This window comes from Duganella sp. GW821-FHT07F09 (genome assembly GCF_059418705.1).
In genome coordinates, this window is record NZ_JBWKQJ010000003.1 from 307144 (window position 1) to 324880 (window position 17737).

Genomic DNA, 17737 nt, shown 5'->3' on the forward strand with positions numbered 1-17737 from the left:
TAGGGCGGATTAGGCGGAACGCCGTAATCCGCCATTTACGAGCCGCCGACGGCGCTACCTTATTCCGCTGGCTTCACGCCCAACAACTCCTCGATGTGCGCCATCGAATTCGGGTCCTTGACCACCGACCGCAACCAATCGTGCAGCGACTGCTCGCCCGCGTCGGCCGCCTTGTCGGCGAAATACGATACCGGGCTATGCGGCTCCGTGCGGCGGAAGAACGCCGCCACCGCCCGTAATTGCGCCAACGCCTGCGCCCGCGTGTGAATCGCGCCCGGCGGACCGGACGGCGGCGGCGCCGCCACCTGGCCACCATCGTGCGTAAAATCGACGGCAGCCGAACCAACATAAGCGTTATCGGCCAATTCCGTCTCCGCAACTCCGCCGCCGGCAACCGGCGCCGGCACCATCCGCTGCAAGGTCTGCAAGGCATCGCGCGCCGCCGAGAACCCGGGGCTATCCACGCCCAGCCGCTCATCGGCCACCTGTTCCAGCTCCCTCAACGCATCCAGACACATCTGCGCATCGGCCGCGAACGCCGTGGCGAACTGCGCCGAATTATTCCTGCGCGCCGTTTCCATCTCCGCCAGCTTGGCGCCCGGATTGCCCGACGAACTGTTGCCGTTGGTGGCGGCGGCCAGCTTGCGCGCCACCTCGAAATCGATCGTCGAGTACGCGCTGCCGCGACCCTCGGTCAGCGGAATCTCGCGCAGCAGCGCCGGCACCCGTCCCAGTATCCAGCTCAGGTTGCCGATGCGCTGGTCATGGTCGTTGCCGTCCGACTCGGGATACAGGCCCTGGTCCCAAAAATCACGGCACAGCCCGGCCAGCACCTTGAAACCTTCGCCCAGCGCGCGCAGGCCGACGGTCTTGGCGCCTGCCTCGGTCAGCCACACGGCCAGCCGCAAGTCCTTGCTCTTTTCCTGCAACAAGGCGGCGCAGCGGCGCACCACGAAGTCCCAGTCCGCTTCCTTCAGCTCGGTCACCCATTCGCCCTGGTCGAGCGATGGATCGTCGAAACGGCGCGCCTGGGCGATGGCGTCCAGGTCCGGCGAGAACGACAGGTCTTCGCCGCTGGGCGCGCCAGGGCTGATCGGGCCGAGCAATTGTTCTGCTGAAAACATACGTTACCTTTGAATGTAGTGTGCCGTTTACTGGGCGATGCGGAACTCGATGCGGCGGTTGCGCGCGCGGCCGTCCGGCGTGTCGTTGCTGGCGATCGGACGGTCCGAACCCTGGCCCGACGCGGTCAGCATGTCGCCGTTCAGGCCCTTGCCGGTCAGATAGGTCTTGACCGCCTCGGCGCGCGCCTGGCTCAGGTTCTGGTTGCTGGCCTTGAGGCCCTGGTTGTCGGTGTGGCCGATGATTTCCACCTTGCGGCCTTGCAGCTTCTGCATCGCCGCGCCCATCTGGTCGAGGATGGCCAGGCCGGTCGGCGTCAACGTCGCCTTGCCGCTTTCAAATTCGACGATGCGGTTGCCCAGCGTGTTGTCGAGGATGTTCTGCTCGGCTGCCGAGACGCGCAGCCCGTTGTTGACCACATAGGTCGGATTGAGGCTGGTGGCGAAGTCGCTGGCGATCTTCTGCCGCTGCGCCTCGTTGGCCACCTCGCCGCGCACGCTGACGGTGCTGCCGTCGATCTTGAGCTGGCCGCGGCTGATCTGCTTGAGGTTGGGCGTGATCAGCTTTTGCACGTAGGCGTTCCAGTTGGCCGGCTGCGCCACCTGGCCGACGGCGATCTGGTCGACCACCTTGTCGGCGCCGTAGACTTCGCGCAGGCGCGCCAGCACGCCGGCCTTGGTGGCCTCGTCGGGGACGGTGCCGCTGGCCAGCACCTGGCCGGGCTGCGGCGTGGCCGCCGCCGGCACCGCCTGGGCGGCGGCCGTGCCGGCCAGGCCGGCGGCGAGACTCGCGGTCATACTAATAAATACAGCTGTCCGGATAAAACGCATGATCAAGTTCCGATAAAGGCAGCGCGCACGGAGTCGCAGGCCGATTTGAGTGAAAGGTTGGGCTGGGCCAGGTAGGTCGAGACCTTTTTGATCGCGTAGTCGGCGTCGACCTGCTCCTCGACCCAGTCGAGCTCGTCGAAGGCGATATGGTGTTCGAGGCCGGCCTGCGGGTCCATGATCGCTTGCAGGGTCAGCGCCGAGGCGCCGCTAAAGCCCAGCACCAGCGCCGGACGCCCGCCCAGGCGGGTGGTGAACAGCGACAGTTCGAAGTCGGCGCGCATCAGGAACGGCGTGATCAGGTGCATCCAGAACGCGCCCACCAGGTTGCGGTACATCGGGTCCGACGGCAGCGGCAGCACCAGGCTTTTCTCCAGCCGGCTCGAGCTGCTGGCCATGACCGGCTGCAGCAGCAGGCCTAGCGCGAGCAGCACTTGCCGCACCGAACCGGGGAAGCCGGTCTGCGCCAGCATGGCATCCAGTCCGCCGACCGTTTGCAGGTCGAGGAAATCGTTGAAGGCCGCCTCGTAGGCGGCGCTGCGCAAGTCCACGTCGATGGTGCTGGCGGCGGCCGCCTGCAGCGCGCCGGCCGGCTCGGGCGCGGCCAGCACGCCGGCGCTGAGCGATTCGAACCGGTTCCACAGGCGCGACAGCACCAACGGGCTGTTGGGCACGAAGCCGGCCGGGTCTTCCACGTCCATCGTGCTCATCATGAGGAACGGGAAGCGCCGCTTGGACTGGTCGCTGCTGGCGACGATGTGGCCGGCGATCGCGCGTCCACGGCGCGGGCCGATGAAGGCGAAATGCAGCGGCGCCAGGGCGTCGTAGGTCAGCTTCCAGCGCGTGTCGGCGCTCAGCAGGTCCATCGCCTGGGCCAGCCAGGCGTCGAGGATGTTGATCAGGGCCGGATTCTCGCTGGCCTTGACGAAGTCGCCCCGGCTGGGAATCTTGCCGAAGTAACCGATGGAGATCGGGGTGGCGCGGCTCATGGCTGGCTCCTTGGTGCGGCCGGCGCCGCCGCCGGCGCGGCTGCCGCCGGGGTGGCGGCAGCGGCAGGGGCGGCAGGTGCGGCGACGGGCGCCGGCGCGGTGATGATTTCGGGCAGGCGCATGCGGCGGAAGCCTGCGGCGGAGCCGGGTGGCGGCGCGGCGGCCGGGGCCGCCTGCGTGGTGCCCACGATCTTCAGGTTGGCGCGCACGACCACGTTGCTGTTCTCCCAGCTCAGCTCGAACACGCCGCTATCCTTGCGGGTGCGCTTGGCGGCGTCGATCATCTTCTTCAGGCCGAAGTGGCCCGGCTCGTTGAGCAGCACCACGGTGCGGCCCTCGGGCGTGATGGCGGTGATGCGCGAGCCCGGCGTGCCTTGCGGGTTCGGCCACACCATATGCACCCACGGTTGCGGCTGGCCGCGCCAGCGCAGCGCCTGGCCGTCGATCTCGATGGTGAACTCGGTGGCGCCGGTCGCGCCCAGCGCTTGCACGTCGAAGCGCGTCTGCGACTCGGCCGCGCCGGCCTGGGCGGCCACGCCGCCGGCCGACAGCGGTGCCACCCAGCTCGGGAAGCTGTTGATCACGCCCGGCGCCAGGTTGATGCCCATGTTGGCCCAGGTCTTGGCGCTGAGGGTGTCGCCACGGCGCACCACCAACGGTCCGATGGTGGTGTTGAAATACTTGGCGATGGCGCCGTCCGGGCCGAACATCTGGCCGATTTCGGCGTCGGTCGCTTCGACCCGCGATTCCGGCGCGAACGGATACTTGAGCGCCAGGCTGCGGTTGAACGGTTCCAGCACCTGCGCGGTCCAAACCTTGTTGACCTCGGTTTCGGTCGGACGCACGATGACGGCGAAGGTTTGCATCAGCGGCCGCACCAGCAGCGGACGGATGGCTTGGCGCTGCTGATCGGTCATGCCGACCAGCATCTGCTCGTCGACGTACTTGAGCGCCTCGGCCAGTTCGGAGCCGGTGCCGTCGAGCGTCTGCTGCATGAACTGCTTGGCGCCGGGGCCGGTGTCGCCCTGGTTCTTGATCTGGTTGAAGCGGCCGCGCAGCTTGGACAGCGCGTCCATGTAGCCGCCCATCAGGGTCGCGCCCTTATCCTTGCTGACGACCAGCTTGGCGACGCCGGAGAACTCGCGTCCGACCGGCCCCATCGGGATAGGCGCGGCGCCGGGTGCCGCGCTGGTGTTGATGTTGACGTCGATGCCGGACGGCTTCTGGCGCAGGATGGTTTGCTTGAACCACTCGACCACGCCGCGCTGGGCGCGCTGCAGGCCGGCGTCGATCAGCGACGGGTTGTCCCACGAGGTTTGCTCGTAGACCGTCTTGATCAGTTTGTCGATCGGCGACGCTTGCGGATCGCCCAGGCGGTTCATGGCGCTGGCGGCCTGGTCGAAGCCGTTCAGTTCGCGGATGCTGACCCCCTGGATGAACTTCTGCCATTCCTTGGCGTAGTCGTTTTTATACAGCTCGACCAGCGCCTTCTGGATCTGCTCCGGGCTGCCTTCGAGGGTCAGATCGTCCTTGGCGGCGGTCTTCAGGACCCAGTCCGAGCTTTGCAGCTCGCGGTTGGCGGCGTCGCGGAACGCTTCCTGGATGAACTTGTCCCAGGCCTCGCGGGTGAAGGTGCCCGGGATGGCGTAGCTGCCCACCACCAGTTCCTTGTCCTGCTCGCCGACGATGCGGGCCACCGTCATCGACGGGAAGCGGGTGGCGGCGCGCGCCTTGACGTCGGCGTAGACTCTTTCGCGCGCCGGCAGGCCGCGCACCACTTTGCGCAGGTTGTCGCGGCTCTGGTCGACCAGGGCCAGCTTGGGCTCGATGGTCGGCCACGACGGGTCGCTCATCTGGCTCAGGTAGAACGAGATCATGCGCTCGGCGCTGCGGATCATTTGCTCGCGCGGCATGGTGCCGCGGTTGCTGTCGAGCCAGACGCGCCAGAAGCGGGTCAGCTGGTCGTTCAGGTGGCTGGCCTCGGCGCGCGACTTGTCGGTCAACATCAGGTAGGTCTTGAGCGCGTTGTAGGCGTCCTCGACGTTGGCCGGATTGGCGTCCTTGAACTGCAGCGCGCCGAAGTTGACGGCGGCGGCCGGCGACAGCGCGACCGTGCCGGGCAACGCGCCCGGCGCCGCGCCAGGCGCGACGGCGGGAACGACCGCGCCGGGGACGGCGGGAACGGCACCGGCCACCGGTGCGGTGGCGGCGTTCAGCGCGCCCGACTGCGGCGGACGCGACATCGGTTCCAACTTGTCGGCGCCGGTGTTGACTTCGCCCAGGAAGGCTTCGATCGATTGGCCGACCGGCTTGAGCATCACTTCCTTCAGGCCGGAGAAGTATTCCTCACGCAGCTTGCGCTCCAGGAACTCGCCCTGGTACAGGCCCAGGCCGAGCGACAGCGGACGGTCGGTGCGGTAGGATTCGAGTTGTTCGATACGGTCTTGCAGGATCTCCAGCGCCTCGAAGCGCGACGCCAGGTCCAGGCGTTTTTCCTGCACCTTGACGGCCTGCGCCAGATCGGCCTGGACGTTGTTGACCAGCTGGCGGTTGGCCAGATAGGACCAGCTCCAGCCGCCCAGCGCCAGGCCGACCAGCGCCATGGCGCCGAAGAAGGTGGCGTAGCGCATGCGCGTCTTGGCCGGGCTGGCGTATTGCGCCACCAGGTCCTTGTCGGCGAAGATCACCTTGCGGAACAGGTTGAGCAGGAAGTAGCCGTGCTGGTCGTGCACCTCGGACTGGGCCGCCGGCAGCATCTGCAAATCGAAGCGGTGGGCGACGCGCTCGGACGAGGCCGAAACGGATTCGCCCTCCTGCAGCGCGCTGGTGAAGTAGAAGCCGCGGAACACCGGCTTGAACTGGAACGGGTTTTCTTCGAACAGGGTGGCGATGAAGGTGCGCAGCGGCCCCTTGATCGAGCTGAACTCCAGCGGGAAGGTGAACACGCCCGGCGGCATGCGCTCGCGCCATTGCAAGGCCATGTTGGCCAGGCTCAAGTCCTTGAGGCCGTCGTACAGCTCGTCGAAGCGCTGGTCGAACTGCTCCAGCACGTCCTGCTTGGAGCTGGTCTGGCTGTAGGGCAGGGTGGCGCCCCACACTTTATCGCGCTCGCCGCGTTCGGCGTCCTGGAAGAACTCGTTGAAACCGGTGATCAGGTCGGCCTTGGTGAACACCACGTAGACCGGCGCGTGCACTTCCAGCTTCTCGGTGAGCTCCTGCACGCGCTGGCGCAGGTTCTTGGCCAGGTTGATGGCGAACTCGGGGCGGCTGCCGGTCAGCTCGGCGACGCTGACGGCGATGATGATGCCGTTGATCGGCGCGCGCTTGCGGTATTTCTTCAGCAGGCCGAGGAAGCCCAGCCATTCGCCACGGTCCTCTTCGCTGACCGAGTAGCGCCCTGCGGTGTCGAGCAGGATGCCGTCGGTGGTGAAGAACCAGTCGCAATTGCGCGTGCCGCCCACGCCCTGGACGATCTTGCTGTCGGCGAAGGGAAACTGCAGGCCCGAGCTGGCGATCGCGGTGCTCTTGCCGGCGGCGGGGTTGCCGATCACCATATACCACGGCAGCTCATACAGCGCGGCGTCGCCCGAGAGCTGGCCCAGCTTGGAGGTCTTGATGGTGCCGATGGCTTCCATCATGCGCTTGCGCAGCGCCTCGTTCTCCTCGCGCTGGGCGGCGTCGGCCTTGGACGCGCCGGTCTGCTGCTCGAGCATGCCGCCGAAGGCGGCGCCGGAGCGCTGGCGGCGGTAGCGCTTGAACAGCCAGACGGCGCCGTACAGCAGCAGCGCGGCCAATAGCACGATCAATACCCATTGGTAGGAAATCTCGAACACGGCGGCGGCGATCAGCAGCGCGGCGGCAAAGGCCGCGAAGCCGATCACGGCCAGGCTGAAACGAGCGGTGAGAAAGTGCCAGAATCGTTGCATCATAGTGGGGCTAAAGGGGCTAAGGCGTACTTGGGTTGAGTGAAATGGTTCATGCCGTGGCCGTTTCCGGCGGGGCGGCCGTGTCTGCTGGGGCCGCCAGCAGCACGGCGCCACGGTGGAATGGATCGAGATTGGTCACGCACAGCGCCGGGCCTTTGCCGGCGCGGACCTGCTGTTGCGCCAGCACCAGCGCGGCCAGGGTCGAGACGGCGCCGGCGTCGCCGCAGGCGGCGCCGACCGACAGCACCTGGCTGCCCAGGTCGAGCTCGGGCAGGGTGGCGCTGGCCATGCCCAGCAATTCGGTCATGCGGCCGACGCGCTGGTCGCTGTCGGCGCTTAGCGTGGCGATGTCGGCGGCGTTGACGCCGGCCGTAGCGATCGCCTGCGTGGCCAGCTCGGCCAGCAGATTGCTGTCGCCGCGCGGCTTGGTGTCGGCCGAGGCCGCGCGCAGCGCGCTGCTGGCGGGATACAACAGCGCGGCGTCGGCGGCGTCGAACAGGGCGCCCTGGGCGGCGTCGGCCAGCAGCAGGCCGGCCGCCCCTTCGCCCGGGATGCGACCCTGTGGATGGTTGCTGTCGAATAGCATGAAATGGTCGGCCCAGTCCTGCACGCTGGCCGCGCCGATGCGCGAGCCGCACGCCAGCACCAGGCACAGCAACGGTTGCTCGTCCTGCCGCGCCTGGGTGGTCAACTGGCGGATCAACTGCAGCGCCGGCTGGGCGTGCGCGGCCAGCAGCGGCGGCGCCAGGCGGGCTTGCGGCCAGCCGTGACGGGCTACGATGTGGCGCAGCCAGCCGCAGGCGGCGGCACGCTGGGCGTCGGTCCATTCGGCCGGCAGCAGGGTGACGACGTGCAGCGCCGGCAGCGGCGGCAACGGTTTGCCGGCCGCGACCGCGTCCAGGTAGGCCGGCAGCGCCGGATGCGGGCCGAGTTCGGCGGCCAGATCGGCGGCCACGGCGCTGCCGAGCGCCATTGCCCGCCATTGCTCGTCGCTGAAGTCGATTTCCGGATGGTGGGCGCGCAGCCAGTCGGCCATCTCGTCCTGCTGGGCGGGGACGTCGACGCCGTCGACCCGGCCGCTGAGGATGGGATAGCCGCTTTCATCGACCAGTTCCGGATCGAGGGCGAGGTTGGCCTTGCGCGATAGCAGCGCGTCGGCGAGACGGGCGGCGCTGTCGCCATGCGGCATGCGCAGCGTGCCGGCCAGCACGGTCAGCGCGGCGGCGGGAGGCGCGGCCGGGGCGCTTTGCGCGGCGGCGTCGGCGGCGCTGGCGGCAGCGGCGGCGGACGCGGCGGCCGCACCGGCGCTGGCGGCGGCCAGCAGCTTGCGCCCGCCCCACACCAGCAGCAACAGCAGCAGCGGCAACAGCAACAAATAGATGACCAGGTCGTCGGTGCCCGGCATGCGGCGCGTCTCGCGCCAATACCATACCGCACCCAACCAGCAGGCGGCGAAGGTCGCGGCGACGATCAGGCTACGACTCAACCACGGGCGCATCAGCGGCGCCCGCCCATGTGAATACTATGCATGTGTCTACACCTGGTCCGTGGTGGCTTGCTGGCTGGCGATCAGGCTGGCGCCGCAACTGGTTTTGTCGCCGTCGCGGGCGACCGGCATGCCGTCGACGATCATGGTGGGGTCGCCGCTGACGATCACGCCCGGCGTGTGGCCGGGAATAGGACACACCACCATGTCGCCGACGCGGGCGATCGGAATGCCGCCGCTGTCGCTTAACATCGAAGCGCTCACCACCACGCCGCCGTGCGACGTTTTGTCTCCCAACCGTATCACCGGACCAGCCATGTCGTCTCCTTAACTCTTTCGTTTCATCACGCCGGGCACGCGCAATTCGGTGTGCCCGAAATCCATCATTTTCCAGCGGCCGCCCCAAGTCAGGCCGACCGATTCGGCCACCTGGCCGTACAGTTCGTATCCGCGCATGGCCCACGGATCTTTTTCCGAGATCACCAGCTTGCCATCGCGCAGGAAGGCGCAATCGGCCGCCAGGCCATATTGGTGCCAGCTCTGGAAGGCGGCCGCGTTGGTCACGTTGCTGCCCATGCCGGCCAGCATGTTCTGGCGCTCGGGGCTGCGGTAGCCCTCCAGGATCGCCATATCATAACCGTGTTGCTCTTTCATTATCTTAAATACCATTAACAAGCGCTGGGTATATTCCGGGTCCATCAGCGACCAGTTGCGGCTGGCCGAGACCAGCATCGGACGCTCGCGCTCGATTTCGGCCGTGGCGAACACGGTCGGCGGCAACGCCACCGGCGGCACCAGCTCCTCGCCTTGCAACAGTCCCGCCACTTGCGTGTTCACTTCGCGCGTCGAGACGTCGTAGGCGCCCAGCATGTTCTTGCCGCTCGCCAGGAAGGCCAGCGTCGGCGGCAGGCTGAGCAGTAAGAGTCCGCCCAGGCACAGCAGGTAATGGCGCTTGGCGAACGCGGCCAGGCCCTGCGCGGACGCCGCGCTGGACTGCAACAACACCCCGGCACCGGCCGTCTGCCGGCGCTTCAGTCCGGCAAAGCGCCGCTGCAGCGCGGATTCGGCTCGCGCCGCCCGCTCCAGCACATAAGCGCGGCCGGCCGGAAACAGCACCAGCCAGCTGATCAGGCACGCCAGCAGAAAATAGAGCACCACCGCCAGTAAAAACACGACTACCTCAACCCTCACCACGTTCATCGGCGCCCTGCGGCGGCCAGTTTATAAACTTTCTGTATTGCCAGATTAATTATTGCTTGAGAGTATATCTTACTAGTCTGATAATGTGATGACTATTCGGTTCAATTGTGCGCATGTTGAGTGCGCGTTCAGTTAACGTTCTAACATGCGTCGCATCGCTGTTGAATATAGTAAAGTATTGCAATAACAGACAGGAGTTCGTATTTTGCAACGAAAAGATGAGAGTCCCAAGCCCTCCCGGCCCAGCTTGTTGACCCCGGCGCAGCAGGAAGAGGCGGACCGCAACCGCATATTATCCACGCTTGAGTCCGGCAGTGGCGCAGGCAAGCCGGCCGCCAAGCGCGGCCGCTCGCGTCTGGCATGGGCGGGATTGGGCGTGGGGTTGCTGGGGATCGCGGTGGGCATCGGCACTTATGTGACGCGCGAGAGTGCGCACAGCGAAGTGATGACGTCGGTCGCGGCGGCCAGCAAGGATCTGCCGCCGGCTCCCGCTCCCACTGCTGCGCCGGCTCCGGCCGCTGCTGCCGAGGTGTCGGCCGACGAGGTGCTGGCATCGGCGGCGCCGGCGGCGGTCATCAACGACGACCGGGCCGCCCAGCAGGCGCCCGAAAAGCAGGAAAGCCTGAGCGAAATGCTCAACGCCGGCGGCGAACCGGCGGCGGCCAAGCCCGGCCACGATGTGCTCAGCAAAGCGCTGGAGACGCCGTCCGCCGGCACGCCCGCGCCAGCGAAAAGCGCGGCCAAGCCGGTGCCCAAGCCCAAGCCCAAGCCTGCGCCCAAGGAAACCAAAAAGGCCCCGGCCGAACCGGCCACCACGCCGGAGCAGGAAAGCGATATCGCTCTGCTATCGGCCCTGGTCGCGCATGCGCAGGCCGCCGAGCGGGCCGAGGCGCCCAAGAAAGCCAAGCTCAGCCTGAAAGAACAACTGGCCCAGTGCAAAAAATTCGGCAAGACCAAGGCTGCCGAGTGCCGCGCACGCATTTGCGAAGGCCGCACCAAAACCGGCGACTGCAAGGTGGCGCGATGAGTTTTTCCTTGGTGGACCAGGTTGTCGGCGCGCTGGCGGAGTTCAGCAGCGCCACCCGGCTGTATGCGCTCAGCTTGGGCGACGACGGCCCGGCCCTGATGGTCGAGGCCTTCGCCGCCGACGAGGGCTTGCAGGCGATCGGCGCGCGCGACATCATCGCGTTGTCGACCGACGCCCACATCGAACTGGCGCCCTTGCTGGGCAAGCCGGCCACCTTGGAAACCAGCCTGGCCGATGGCACGCGCGCCCGCTTTAGCGGCTTGGTCAGCGAAGCGGCGATGCTGGGCAGCTTCGGCGGCCTGGCGCGCTACCGCCTGCGCCTGACGCCGTGGTTGTGGCGCCTGGGCCAGGTGCGCAACAGCCGCGTATGGCAAGACAAAACCGTCATCGAGATCGTCGAGGCGGTGTTCCAGGAGCACGCGCCGCTGGCGGTGTGGCGCTGGAGCGACGAGACGGCGCCGTTCATGGCCGCCGCCGGCGCGCGCAGCTATTGCTGCCAGTACCGCGAATCCGATTTCGACTTCATCACCCGGCTGCTGACCGAAGAGGGCCTGGCCTGGCGCTTCGAGGAAACCGGCGAAGGCCACGGCATGGTGCTGTTCGCCAATAGCGTCGAAACCAGCGCCACGCCCGAGGACGCCAGCAGCGCGGCCGGTGGCGGCATCCGCTTCCACGGCGCGCGCGTGGGCGAATCGGCCGACACCATCCAGGCGCTGCGCGCGCACCGCAGCCTGCGCGCCGCGCTCAGCACCGTTTTGAGCTACGACTACAAGGCCAAGAGCGCCGTCAGCGCCAGCGTGCCGACCAACCAGCCGGTCGGCGGCGCCAACGCGCCCATCCTGGAAAGCTACGACACGCCCGGCCAGTATTTCTTCGCCGACGGCGGGCAGGCGCAACGCTACGCCTTGCTGCAAATGGAAGCCAACGAAGCGCGCCGCCATCTGTGGGATGCGCGCTCGACGGTGCGCACCTTGCGTCCCGGCACCCGTTTCACGTTGACGCAAGGCCCGCTGGGCGGCGGCGAGGCCGAGGCGGCCTATGTGGTGTTGCGCGTAGTCAGCGTGGGCGTGAACAACCTGCCGACGCCGGCCAGGCAGGGCCTGGAGGAACTGTTCGGGCCGATACCGGAATTGCTGGAGGAATCGCTGCGTCAACAGCCGGAGAACTTCGCCGCCGTCATCGCGCAGGCGAGCGACAGCGGCTACGCCAACCACTTCGAGGCGATCGCCGCCGACACGCCATGGCGTCCGGTGGTGGGCGAGAACGGCCTGCGCCACCATCCGAAACCGACCGCGCACGGCAGCCAGAGCGCCATCGTCGTCGGGGTCGACGGCGGAGGCAGCGCCAACGGCGCCGACGAGATCTATTGCGACAAGCTGGGCCGGGTGCGCATCCGCTACCATTGGCAGCAGGACGCCAGCGCCACCTGCTGGGTGCGCGTGGCGCAGCGCTCGGCCGGCGGCGGCATGGGCAGCCAGTTCCTGCCGCGCATCGGCCAGGAGGTGCTGGTGCAATTCCTCGAAAACGACATCGACCGGCCGATCATCGTCGGCGCGTTGTACAACGGCCAGGGCGAGGGCGGCCAGGCGCCCACGCCGGGCGGCAAGAGCGAGCGCGACAGCGACACCGCCGTGTTCCAGTCGGCGCACGACCACGGCGTCTCCGGACAGGGCAACGTCGCCGGCGGCAACAGCCCGCTGTGGCACGGCGCGGCCGCCGACACCGCGGGCCACCGCAACAGCGCCGCGCAATGGGGCATCCGCAGCAAGGAGTTCGGCGGCGCCGGCTACAACCAGCTGCTGTTCGACGACACCGACAACCAGGGCCGCATCCAGCTCAAGAGCAGCCACGCGGCCAGTGAACTGAACCTGGGCCACCTGATCCACGCGGCCGACAACTATCGCGGCAGCCTGCGCGGCACCGGCGCGGAACTACGCACCGACGGCTACGGCGCCGTGCGCGCCGGCGCCGGCTTGCTGGTGTCGAGCTACAAGATCACGCACGCGGCCGACGCGCGCGAACCGGCCGGCGACAACGTTGCCGGCATGGCGCTGCTCAAGCAGGCCGTCAAGCTCGGAGAAACCTTCAGCGGCGCGGCCAAGACGCACGAGACGGTGGCGTACGCCAGCCACCTGGGCGCGGCCAAGGCCGACACCAGCAAGCTCGACGACAAGGCCGCGCCGTTGAAGGCGATGCTGACGGCCGCCTCGGGCATGCTGAGCCAGGACAGCATCGAAGCGGCACAAGCCGACGCGCCGGACAAGCCGATCGCGCCGGCCGACGACAAGCTGCCGCACACCAGCGGCGCCATCATCGCCATCGCCGCCAAGGCGGGATTGGGCGTGCTGGCGGGACAGAACCTGCAATTGTCGAATGGCGAAACCATCACCTTGATGAGCGGGCAGGACACGCAGTTCGCCACCGGCGGGCAGATGCGCGTGCACAGCGGCCAAGCCATTGGCATGCTGAGCGGGGCCGTCAAGGCCGGCGAGAACAACATGGGCCTGCAACTGATCGCGGCCAAGGATGTGATCGATCTGCAGGCGCAGGGAGACGTGCTCAACGTGCAGGCGCGCGACGACGTCAACATCGTCAGCGCCAATGCGCACATCGACTGGGCTGCGGCCAAGAGCATCAGCCTGTCGACGGCGGGCGGGGCGAATATCACCATCACGGGTGGCAATATCACAATCCAGTGTCCGGGCAAGATTACGATTCATGCGGCGAAGAAGAGTTTCTCCGGCGGGCAAGAAGTCAACTATAAGTTGCCGATTCTGCCGCAATCCGTGTGTATCGAATGCCTGGCCAAGCGGGCCGCGCAGCGCACCGCGTTCATTAACAAGGGGGCGTAGGCGTGATCCAGGCATCTAAAAGGCTTACCCGGCGCGTGCTATTGGGCGCCGCCGGTTGTCTGTTATTGGTTTTCGGCTTCGGCAAGAAGGACGTGGCTGCGGGCGAGGGTGACAGCATTGCGAAGCCGACGCCGGCGCCGCCGCAGGAGCTGTGCATCGAATGTCTGGCCAAGCGCGCAAAGCAGCGCACGGCCTTTATAAATAAGTGGGTGTAAGTATGGAAAAGTATCCGCATCTCGATGCGCTGGCTACGGTGGCTTCAACTCATCCCCAGTGGAACTGGTACGCCATCGCCGACAGCGCACAGAACAGTGCCTTGCCAGGTGCGCTGACGGCAGCTGGCGGTGAGGTGAAATGCCTGCTGGGCGCCACGCAGGGCAGTCCGCTGGCGGAAAAATCGCCCCATCTGGTCGGTCTGCCCAGTCCCGCGCGGGGCGGCGGGGCTTGGGAGTGGATCGGCCAAACGGCCAAGCGCCAGCCTTGTGTGACCGTGGTCGCCAGTCGGTTGCCGTTCGATTTGCTTTTCGAGCAGTTAAAACAGTTCGCCGAGATCCGTTTGCCCGACGGGACCGAAATGTTCTTCGCGTTCTGGGACCCGGCCATCCTCGGCACGCTGATCGGCCAAAAGGACGACCCCACCTTGCATGTACCAGGTCCCGTGCTCGATGAGGAACAGCGCAAGATGTTGTTCGGCGGCTTGTCTGGTTGGTGGTATTGGGACCGAGACGGCACGCAGCATTCCGTCGAAATCGACGGAGCGGCGCCCACGGTTCGCCTGACAAAACCATTGATGCTCGGGCAAGGACAAGTGGATGACTTGGTTGAGGCCAGCTTACCCGATCACGTGCTGTTTTATGTCGACTTGAATCAGCCATTCTTATTGAATGACATTCCACCGAAAGAGCACTATTCCTATGTGGCGAGGGCTTTGACCGGGGCGCGGGACATTGGTCTGGAGACCATGCAAGATTTGGTGAATTACGTTTGCGTGTCGCTGATCTATGGCGCTCGGCTGCGGGAAGATAAAGACCTGTTAGCGCTGTTGGCTCGGGTGAAAAGCGGCGAGATGCGGTTCGCCGCCGCGATGAGTCTGATGCCCGAATAGTCGGTGCGCATGGGCCACTGATCTCGGGCCCATTGAATAATGGATTGGAATATGTTGAAAACAAAAGTGGCGGAAGTTACCGGAGCAAAGCGGCGCAACATCATGCTGGCCGCTTGCGGTTTTCTTTTACTTAACGCTTGCGAGGCTAAGGATATGCGTGTCGTACTGGATTTGGTGTTGTTCAACTACTTGGATCGGCCGATTTTCGCGGTGAATGTGGATGGCGTCGGCTACGAGGTGTCTGGCGCCTATCCCGAGACCGGCAAAAGCACGACAACCGGCTTTGCGTTGACGCTGGGCCCCAAAGTCGTCACCTGGAAGCTTGATGGACCGAAAGGAACGCCCCGTAACGGCGAAACGGTTCAGAACAAAAACGCTTTGGCGCTGACCCAGAGCGAAATCGTACCCGGTGCGAAGTTTATCTCCGTTCACATTTATCCTGACGACACAGTTGAGCTCGTAACCTCGGCCCACTTCCCCCGCGCAACCGCGCGCGGTGAAAAGGCAGCCGCAAAAATGGACGATCGGCATGGCAAATGAAGCGATACCTGCGGCAGCGGCTGCTTCCCGCGATGTTCCCGATGAACCGGCAGGTCCATTCCAGGACTGCCGCGATGTTGTGCATATCAGTCTGTTCTTTGATGGCACCGGCAACAATCGCGAGGCCGATAACGCGGACAAGAAATGGAGCAATGTCGGACGTCTGTTGATGGCGATGCGCCAGCAAGACAACGTATATCCAGTCTACATCTCTGGCGTGGGTACGAAATTCAATGGCACGGCTGGCAATTGGTTAGATTCCGCCGGGGTGTGGATTGAAGATCACATCGAAGGCTTGGGCTTTGGTGGTGGTGGCGAGCGCAGGCTTCGGCAGGGCGAGGACGCTGTCAACCAACGCATGTTCGATGCGCTTCTTGTGCAGGCGAAAGCGCAAGGCCTTGAGGTGGAAAAATATGCCGCCGCCGCTAGCGCCAAAGGCATGGCGCAGGTCCACGAAGCCCTGGCAAAACATCGTCTGATCAAAATGATCGACATGTCCTTCTTCGGTTTCTCGCGCGGCGCAGCGCTAGCCAGGGCGTTTTCCCATCGCATCATCACGAACTGTAAGAAAAGCGGCAATGACCTGTTGCTCGAAAATTATCCGATGCGCCCCAGCTTCCTCGGCATCTTCGACACCGTCGCGTCTTTCGGACTTCCTGCGCACAATGTCCAGCTACCTTTCCGTGATCGTGAGCTGGTCGTTTCGCCGTTGATAGAACGTTGTGTTCACTATATAGCGGCGCACGAGGTGCGCGTCGCATTCCCGGTGGATCTGATCAGGAAAAACGGGAAGCTGGCCGGCGAGTGGGTGGAGAACGTTTATCCGGGCGTCCACTCCGATGTCGGCGGCGGTTATGCTGCGGACGACCAAGGCATCAAGAATAATTACGCTCGAATTCCGATGCGCGACATGATGCGCGAGGCCGTTTTCAACGGCGTCAGGATGAAGAGTTATAAGGAGATTGAGGCCAAGACGTATGCGATGTTCACGGAGCGATTTGAATGTCTGGAAACCACGGAGGCTGCGTATCGCGACTATATGGCAGCCTGCGGCGCCATGAGTGGGACGGTAGAAAACCAGATGAAACGCCACCTCGAAGTGTTTTACAGCGCCAGTGGAACCATACATCGCCGAGGTATCGAGACTCCAGGCGCTCGTAGCCGTGCCGCGAGTACGTTCAAGTCGTTGGGGCCCAAGGGAATGGCCTGGGAAGTGGACCGCTACCGCGAAGTGGCCAAAACCGGTGAATGGCTGCGGATTGGCGGTAGTGCCGTCAATAGCTATGCTCAGTATATTAAACCCGAAGACTGGCAATTGTCCGCTTGGGATAAGCCGGCGAACAACGGCGTGGTGAACTTCGTCTCCACGTTCATCCACGACTCCAAGGTCGACTTCATCGGCAACATCGAACCGTTCAGCTACTTCAAACCGCGTGGCGTTTGGGAATCGAACGTCAGTGTCTGGACCGAATGGGGTAATTGGGTCGTTGCCAAAAGCGATGCGGTGAGCAAAACGGTTGGCGACGCCTACGACTCCGGCAAACAGCAGGTGGGGGAAGCGGTCGACGCCACCACCAAGGCAGCGAAGGACACAGCCGAAGCGGCTCAGCGCAAGGCCGAAGAGGCAGCGGCTTACACCAAGCGTAAAGCGGAGGAGGCGGCAGCCTACACTCAGCGCAAAGCGCGGGAAGCGGCCGACTATGCGCGGCAAAAAGCCGATGAGGCGGCAGCAGCGGCCAAGCGGGCGTATGACGCCACCGCCAAAGCTGCCAATGACGCTGCCGAGGCAGCCCAGCACCAGGCGCAGGAGGCTGCGGCCTATGCTCGACGGAAAGCGCAGGAGGCATCCGACGCGGTGGAGGGCGCCTATAACGCCACAACCAAGGCCGGCAGGGATGCGGCCGCTGCAGGGGCTAAGAAAATGGGTGATATCGAGGACGGGGCTGAGAGGTTGTACGACCGGGGTATGAACTGGATTAAGCGTACAGTTAAGGGACAGTAGGGTGGTCTTCAACCTTCCGATGATATGGATCGCTACTCATTAATGAGCATAACGACTTGGCAAACTAAAGGTTGTGTCGCGTGCCGGCATCTTTGGGAATCGGGCGGTCGGCCTTCTCAGTTAGCCACCAATTTAGAGCTCCACTCGCGTCTTTACCGTTGTACGACATGCCTGAGCTATTGGGAAGAGAATGAGCGTTATGCGGATGTGGTGCCCGAAAGCACAGTACTGGCCGACTATCCGGATGTGATCCGAAAGTTGAAATGAACTTTGACAGCGACAGGCACGGTGCCTCGCTCTCTTGGCACTATGGCGCGCTCGATGCGCTGCCCAGGTGAGCTGTGTCTAAATTTATCGTGGCGAGCGAAATTGTGGGCGAGTTCCCCGAACCGCGCATTTTTCCCACACATCTTTAAAGTCACGTCGTCGGTATGGCTTCCTTAGAGATAATAAGCTCCCATGGGCGGGCACGCCTTGCCTAGCGCCTGAGATTTTTTCGTGGATTTAAATAGGTCAATTTGGGCAGGTGACGCTAACCCTAATGCTGCCCCCACCTTGTCCATCTCCCTTGCAAAAAACATGAAATCGTTCCAACTCATACCAACAGTTACTGCCAAAACTAACGCTATTCCGGAGCTTGGCGTCGCCAATAAGAGCCACA

At 64.9% G+C, this 17737-nt stretch carries 13 protein-coding genes; 6 read left to right on the forward strand and 7 right to left on the reverse strand.

Annotated features, from left to right (window positions below; all coding sequences use genetic code 11):
- Positions 1-59: 59 nt before the first annotated feature.
- The 7 genes from tssA to AC07P1_RS09920 are packed head-to-tail and all read right to left on the reverse strand — an operon-like array spanning position 60 to position 9523.
- Positions 60-1124, reverse strand: a complete 1065-nt coding sequence (tssA, locus tag AC07P1_RS09890; protein ID WP_494695628.1) for a type VI secretion system protein TssA — start codon at positions 1122-1124, stop codon at positions 60-62.
- 27 nt (positions 1125-1151) lie between these two features.
- Positions 1152-1919: an OmpA family protein gene (locus AC07P1_RS09895; protein ID WP_494695629.1), complete on the reverse strand. Its 768-nt coding sequence runs from the start codon at positions 1917-1919 to the stop codon at positions 1152-1154.
- A 35-nt stretch (positions 1920-1954) separates the two neighbouring features.
- On the reverse strand, positions 1955-2938 hold the full coding sequence (gene tagF / locus AC07P1_RS09900) for a type VI secretion system-associated protein TagF (protein WP_363496336.1): 984 nt from the start codon (positions 2936-2938) through the stop codon (positions 1955-1957).
- Complete coding sequence (gene tssM / locus AC07P1_RS09905) at positions 2935-6864, reverse strand: type VI secretion system membrane subunit TssM (protein WP_494695948.1); 3930 nt, start codon at positions 6862-6864, stop codon at positions 2935-2937. Before tssM ends, tagF begins: the two co-directional genes overlap by 4 nt.
- 49 nt (positions 6865-6913) lie before the next feature.
- Positions 6914-8362, reverse strand: coding sequence for a hypothetical protein (locus AC07P1_RS09910; protein WP_494695630.1), 1449 nt, complete (start codon positions 8360-8362; stop codon positions 6914-6916).
- Positions 8363-8398: 36 nt separating this feature from the next.
- Positions 8399-8668: a PAAR domain-containing protein gene (locus AC07P1_RS09915; RefSeq protein WP_494695631.1), complete on the reverse strand. Its 270-nt coding sequence runs from the start codon at positions 8666-8668 to the stop codon at positions 8399-8401.
- A 9-nt stretch (positions 8669-8677) separates the two neighbouring features.
- Positions 8678-9523 (reverse strand): M15 family metallopeptidase, encoded by an 846-nt coding sequence (locus tag AC07P1_RS09920; protein WP_494695632.1) that lies wholly within the window; start codon positions 9521-9523, stop codon positions 8678-8680.
- A gap of 232 nt (positions 9524-9755) precedes the next feature.
- Here AC07P1_RS09920 and AC07P1_RS09925 point away from each other — a divergent pair, with 232 nt between their 5' ends.
- Genes AC07P1_RS09925 through AC07P1_RS09950 form a run of 6 tightly spaced genes read left to right on the forward strand, consistent with a single transcriptional unit; the run spans position 9756 to position 17076 of the window.
- A complete protein-coding gene (locus AC07P1_RS09925) occupies positions 9756-10577 on the forward strand; it encodes a hypothetical protein (protein WP_494695633.1) in 822 nt (273 codons plus the stop codon).
- Complete coding sequence (locus tag AC07P1_RS09930; protein WP_494695634.1) at positions 10574-13429, forward strand: type VI secretion system Vgr family protein; 2856 nt, start codon at positions 10574-10576, stop codon at positions 13427-13429. Before AC07P1_RS09925 ends, AC07P1_RS09930 begins: the two co-directional genes overlap by 4 nt.
- A 2-nt stretch (positions 13430-13431) precedes the next feature.
- Positions 13432-13644, forward strand: coding sequence for a hypothetical protein (locus AC07P1_RS09935; protein WP_494695635.1), 213 nt, complete (start codon positions 13432-13434; stop codon positions 13642-13644).
- Positions 13645-13646: 2 nt separating this feature from the next.
- On the forward strand, positions 13647-14534 hold the full coding sequence (locus tag AC07P1_RS09940; RefSeq protein ID WP_494695636.1) for a DUF4123 domain-containing protein: 888 nt from the start codon (positions 13647-13649) through the stop codon (positions 14532-14534).
- 51 nt (positions 14535-14585) lie between these two features.
- On the forward strand, positions 14586-15074 hold the full coding sequence (locus AC07P1_RS09945; protein ID WP_494695637.1) for a hypothetical protein: 489 nt from the start codon (positions 14586-14588) through the stop codon (positions 15072-15074).
- A complete protein-coding gene (locus AC07P1_RS09950) occupies positions 15064-17076 on the forward strand; it encodes a phospholipase effector Tle1 domain-containing protein (RefSeq protein WP_494695638.1) in 2013 nt (670 codons plus the stop codon). Before AC07P1_RS09945 ends, AC07P1_RS09950 begins: the two co-directional genes overlap by 11 nt.
- The last annotated feature ends 661 nt before the right edge of the window (positions 17077-17737 follow it).

Bases quoted from the DNA above. Each gene is read 5' to 3' on its own strand.
- AC07P1_RS09940 (WP_494695636.1), top strand. From the start codon at position 13,647: ATGGAAAAGTATCCGCATCTCGATGCGCTGGCTACGGTGGCTTCAACT.
- AC07P1_RS09950 (WP_494695638.1), top strand. From the start codon at position 15,064: ATGGCAAATGAAGCGATACCTGCGGCAGCGGCTGCTTCCCGCGATGTT.
- AC07P1_RS09945 (WP_494695637.1), top strand. From the start codon at position 14,586: ATGTTGAAAACAAAAGTGGCGGAAGTTACCGGAGCAAAGCGGCGCAAC.
- AC07P1_RS09930 (WP_494695634.1), top strand. From the start codon at position 10,574: ATGAGTTTTTCCTTGGTGGACCAGGTTGTCGGCGCGCTGGCGGAGTTC.
- AC07P1_RS09915 (WP_494695631.1), bottom strand. From the start codon at position 8,668: ATGGCTGGTCCGGTGATACGGTTGGGAGACAAAACGTCGCACGGCGGC.
- tagF (WP_363496336.1), bottom strand. From the start codon at position 2,938: ATGAGCCGCGCCACCCCGATCTCCATCGGTTACTTCGGCAAGATTCCC.
- tssA (WP_494695628.1), bottom strand. From the start codon at position 1,124: ATGTTTTCAGCAGAACAATTGCTCGGCCCGATCAGCCCTGGCGCGCCC.
- tssM (WP_494695948.1), bottom strand. From the start codon at position 6,864: ATGCAACGATTCTGGCACTTTCTCACCGCTCGTTTCAGCCTGGCCGTG.
- AC07P1_RS09910 (WP_494695630.1), bottom strand. From the start codon at position 8,362: ATGCGCCCGTGGTTGAGTCGTAGCCTGATCGTCGCCGCGACCTTCGCC.
- AC07P1_RS09895 (WP_494695629.1), bottom strand. From the start codon at position 1,919: ATGACCGCGAGTCTCGCCGCCGGCCTGGCCGGCACGGCCGCCGCCCAG.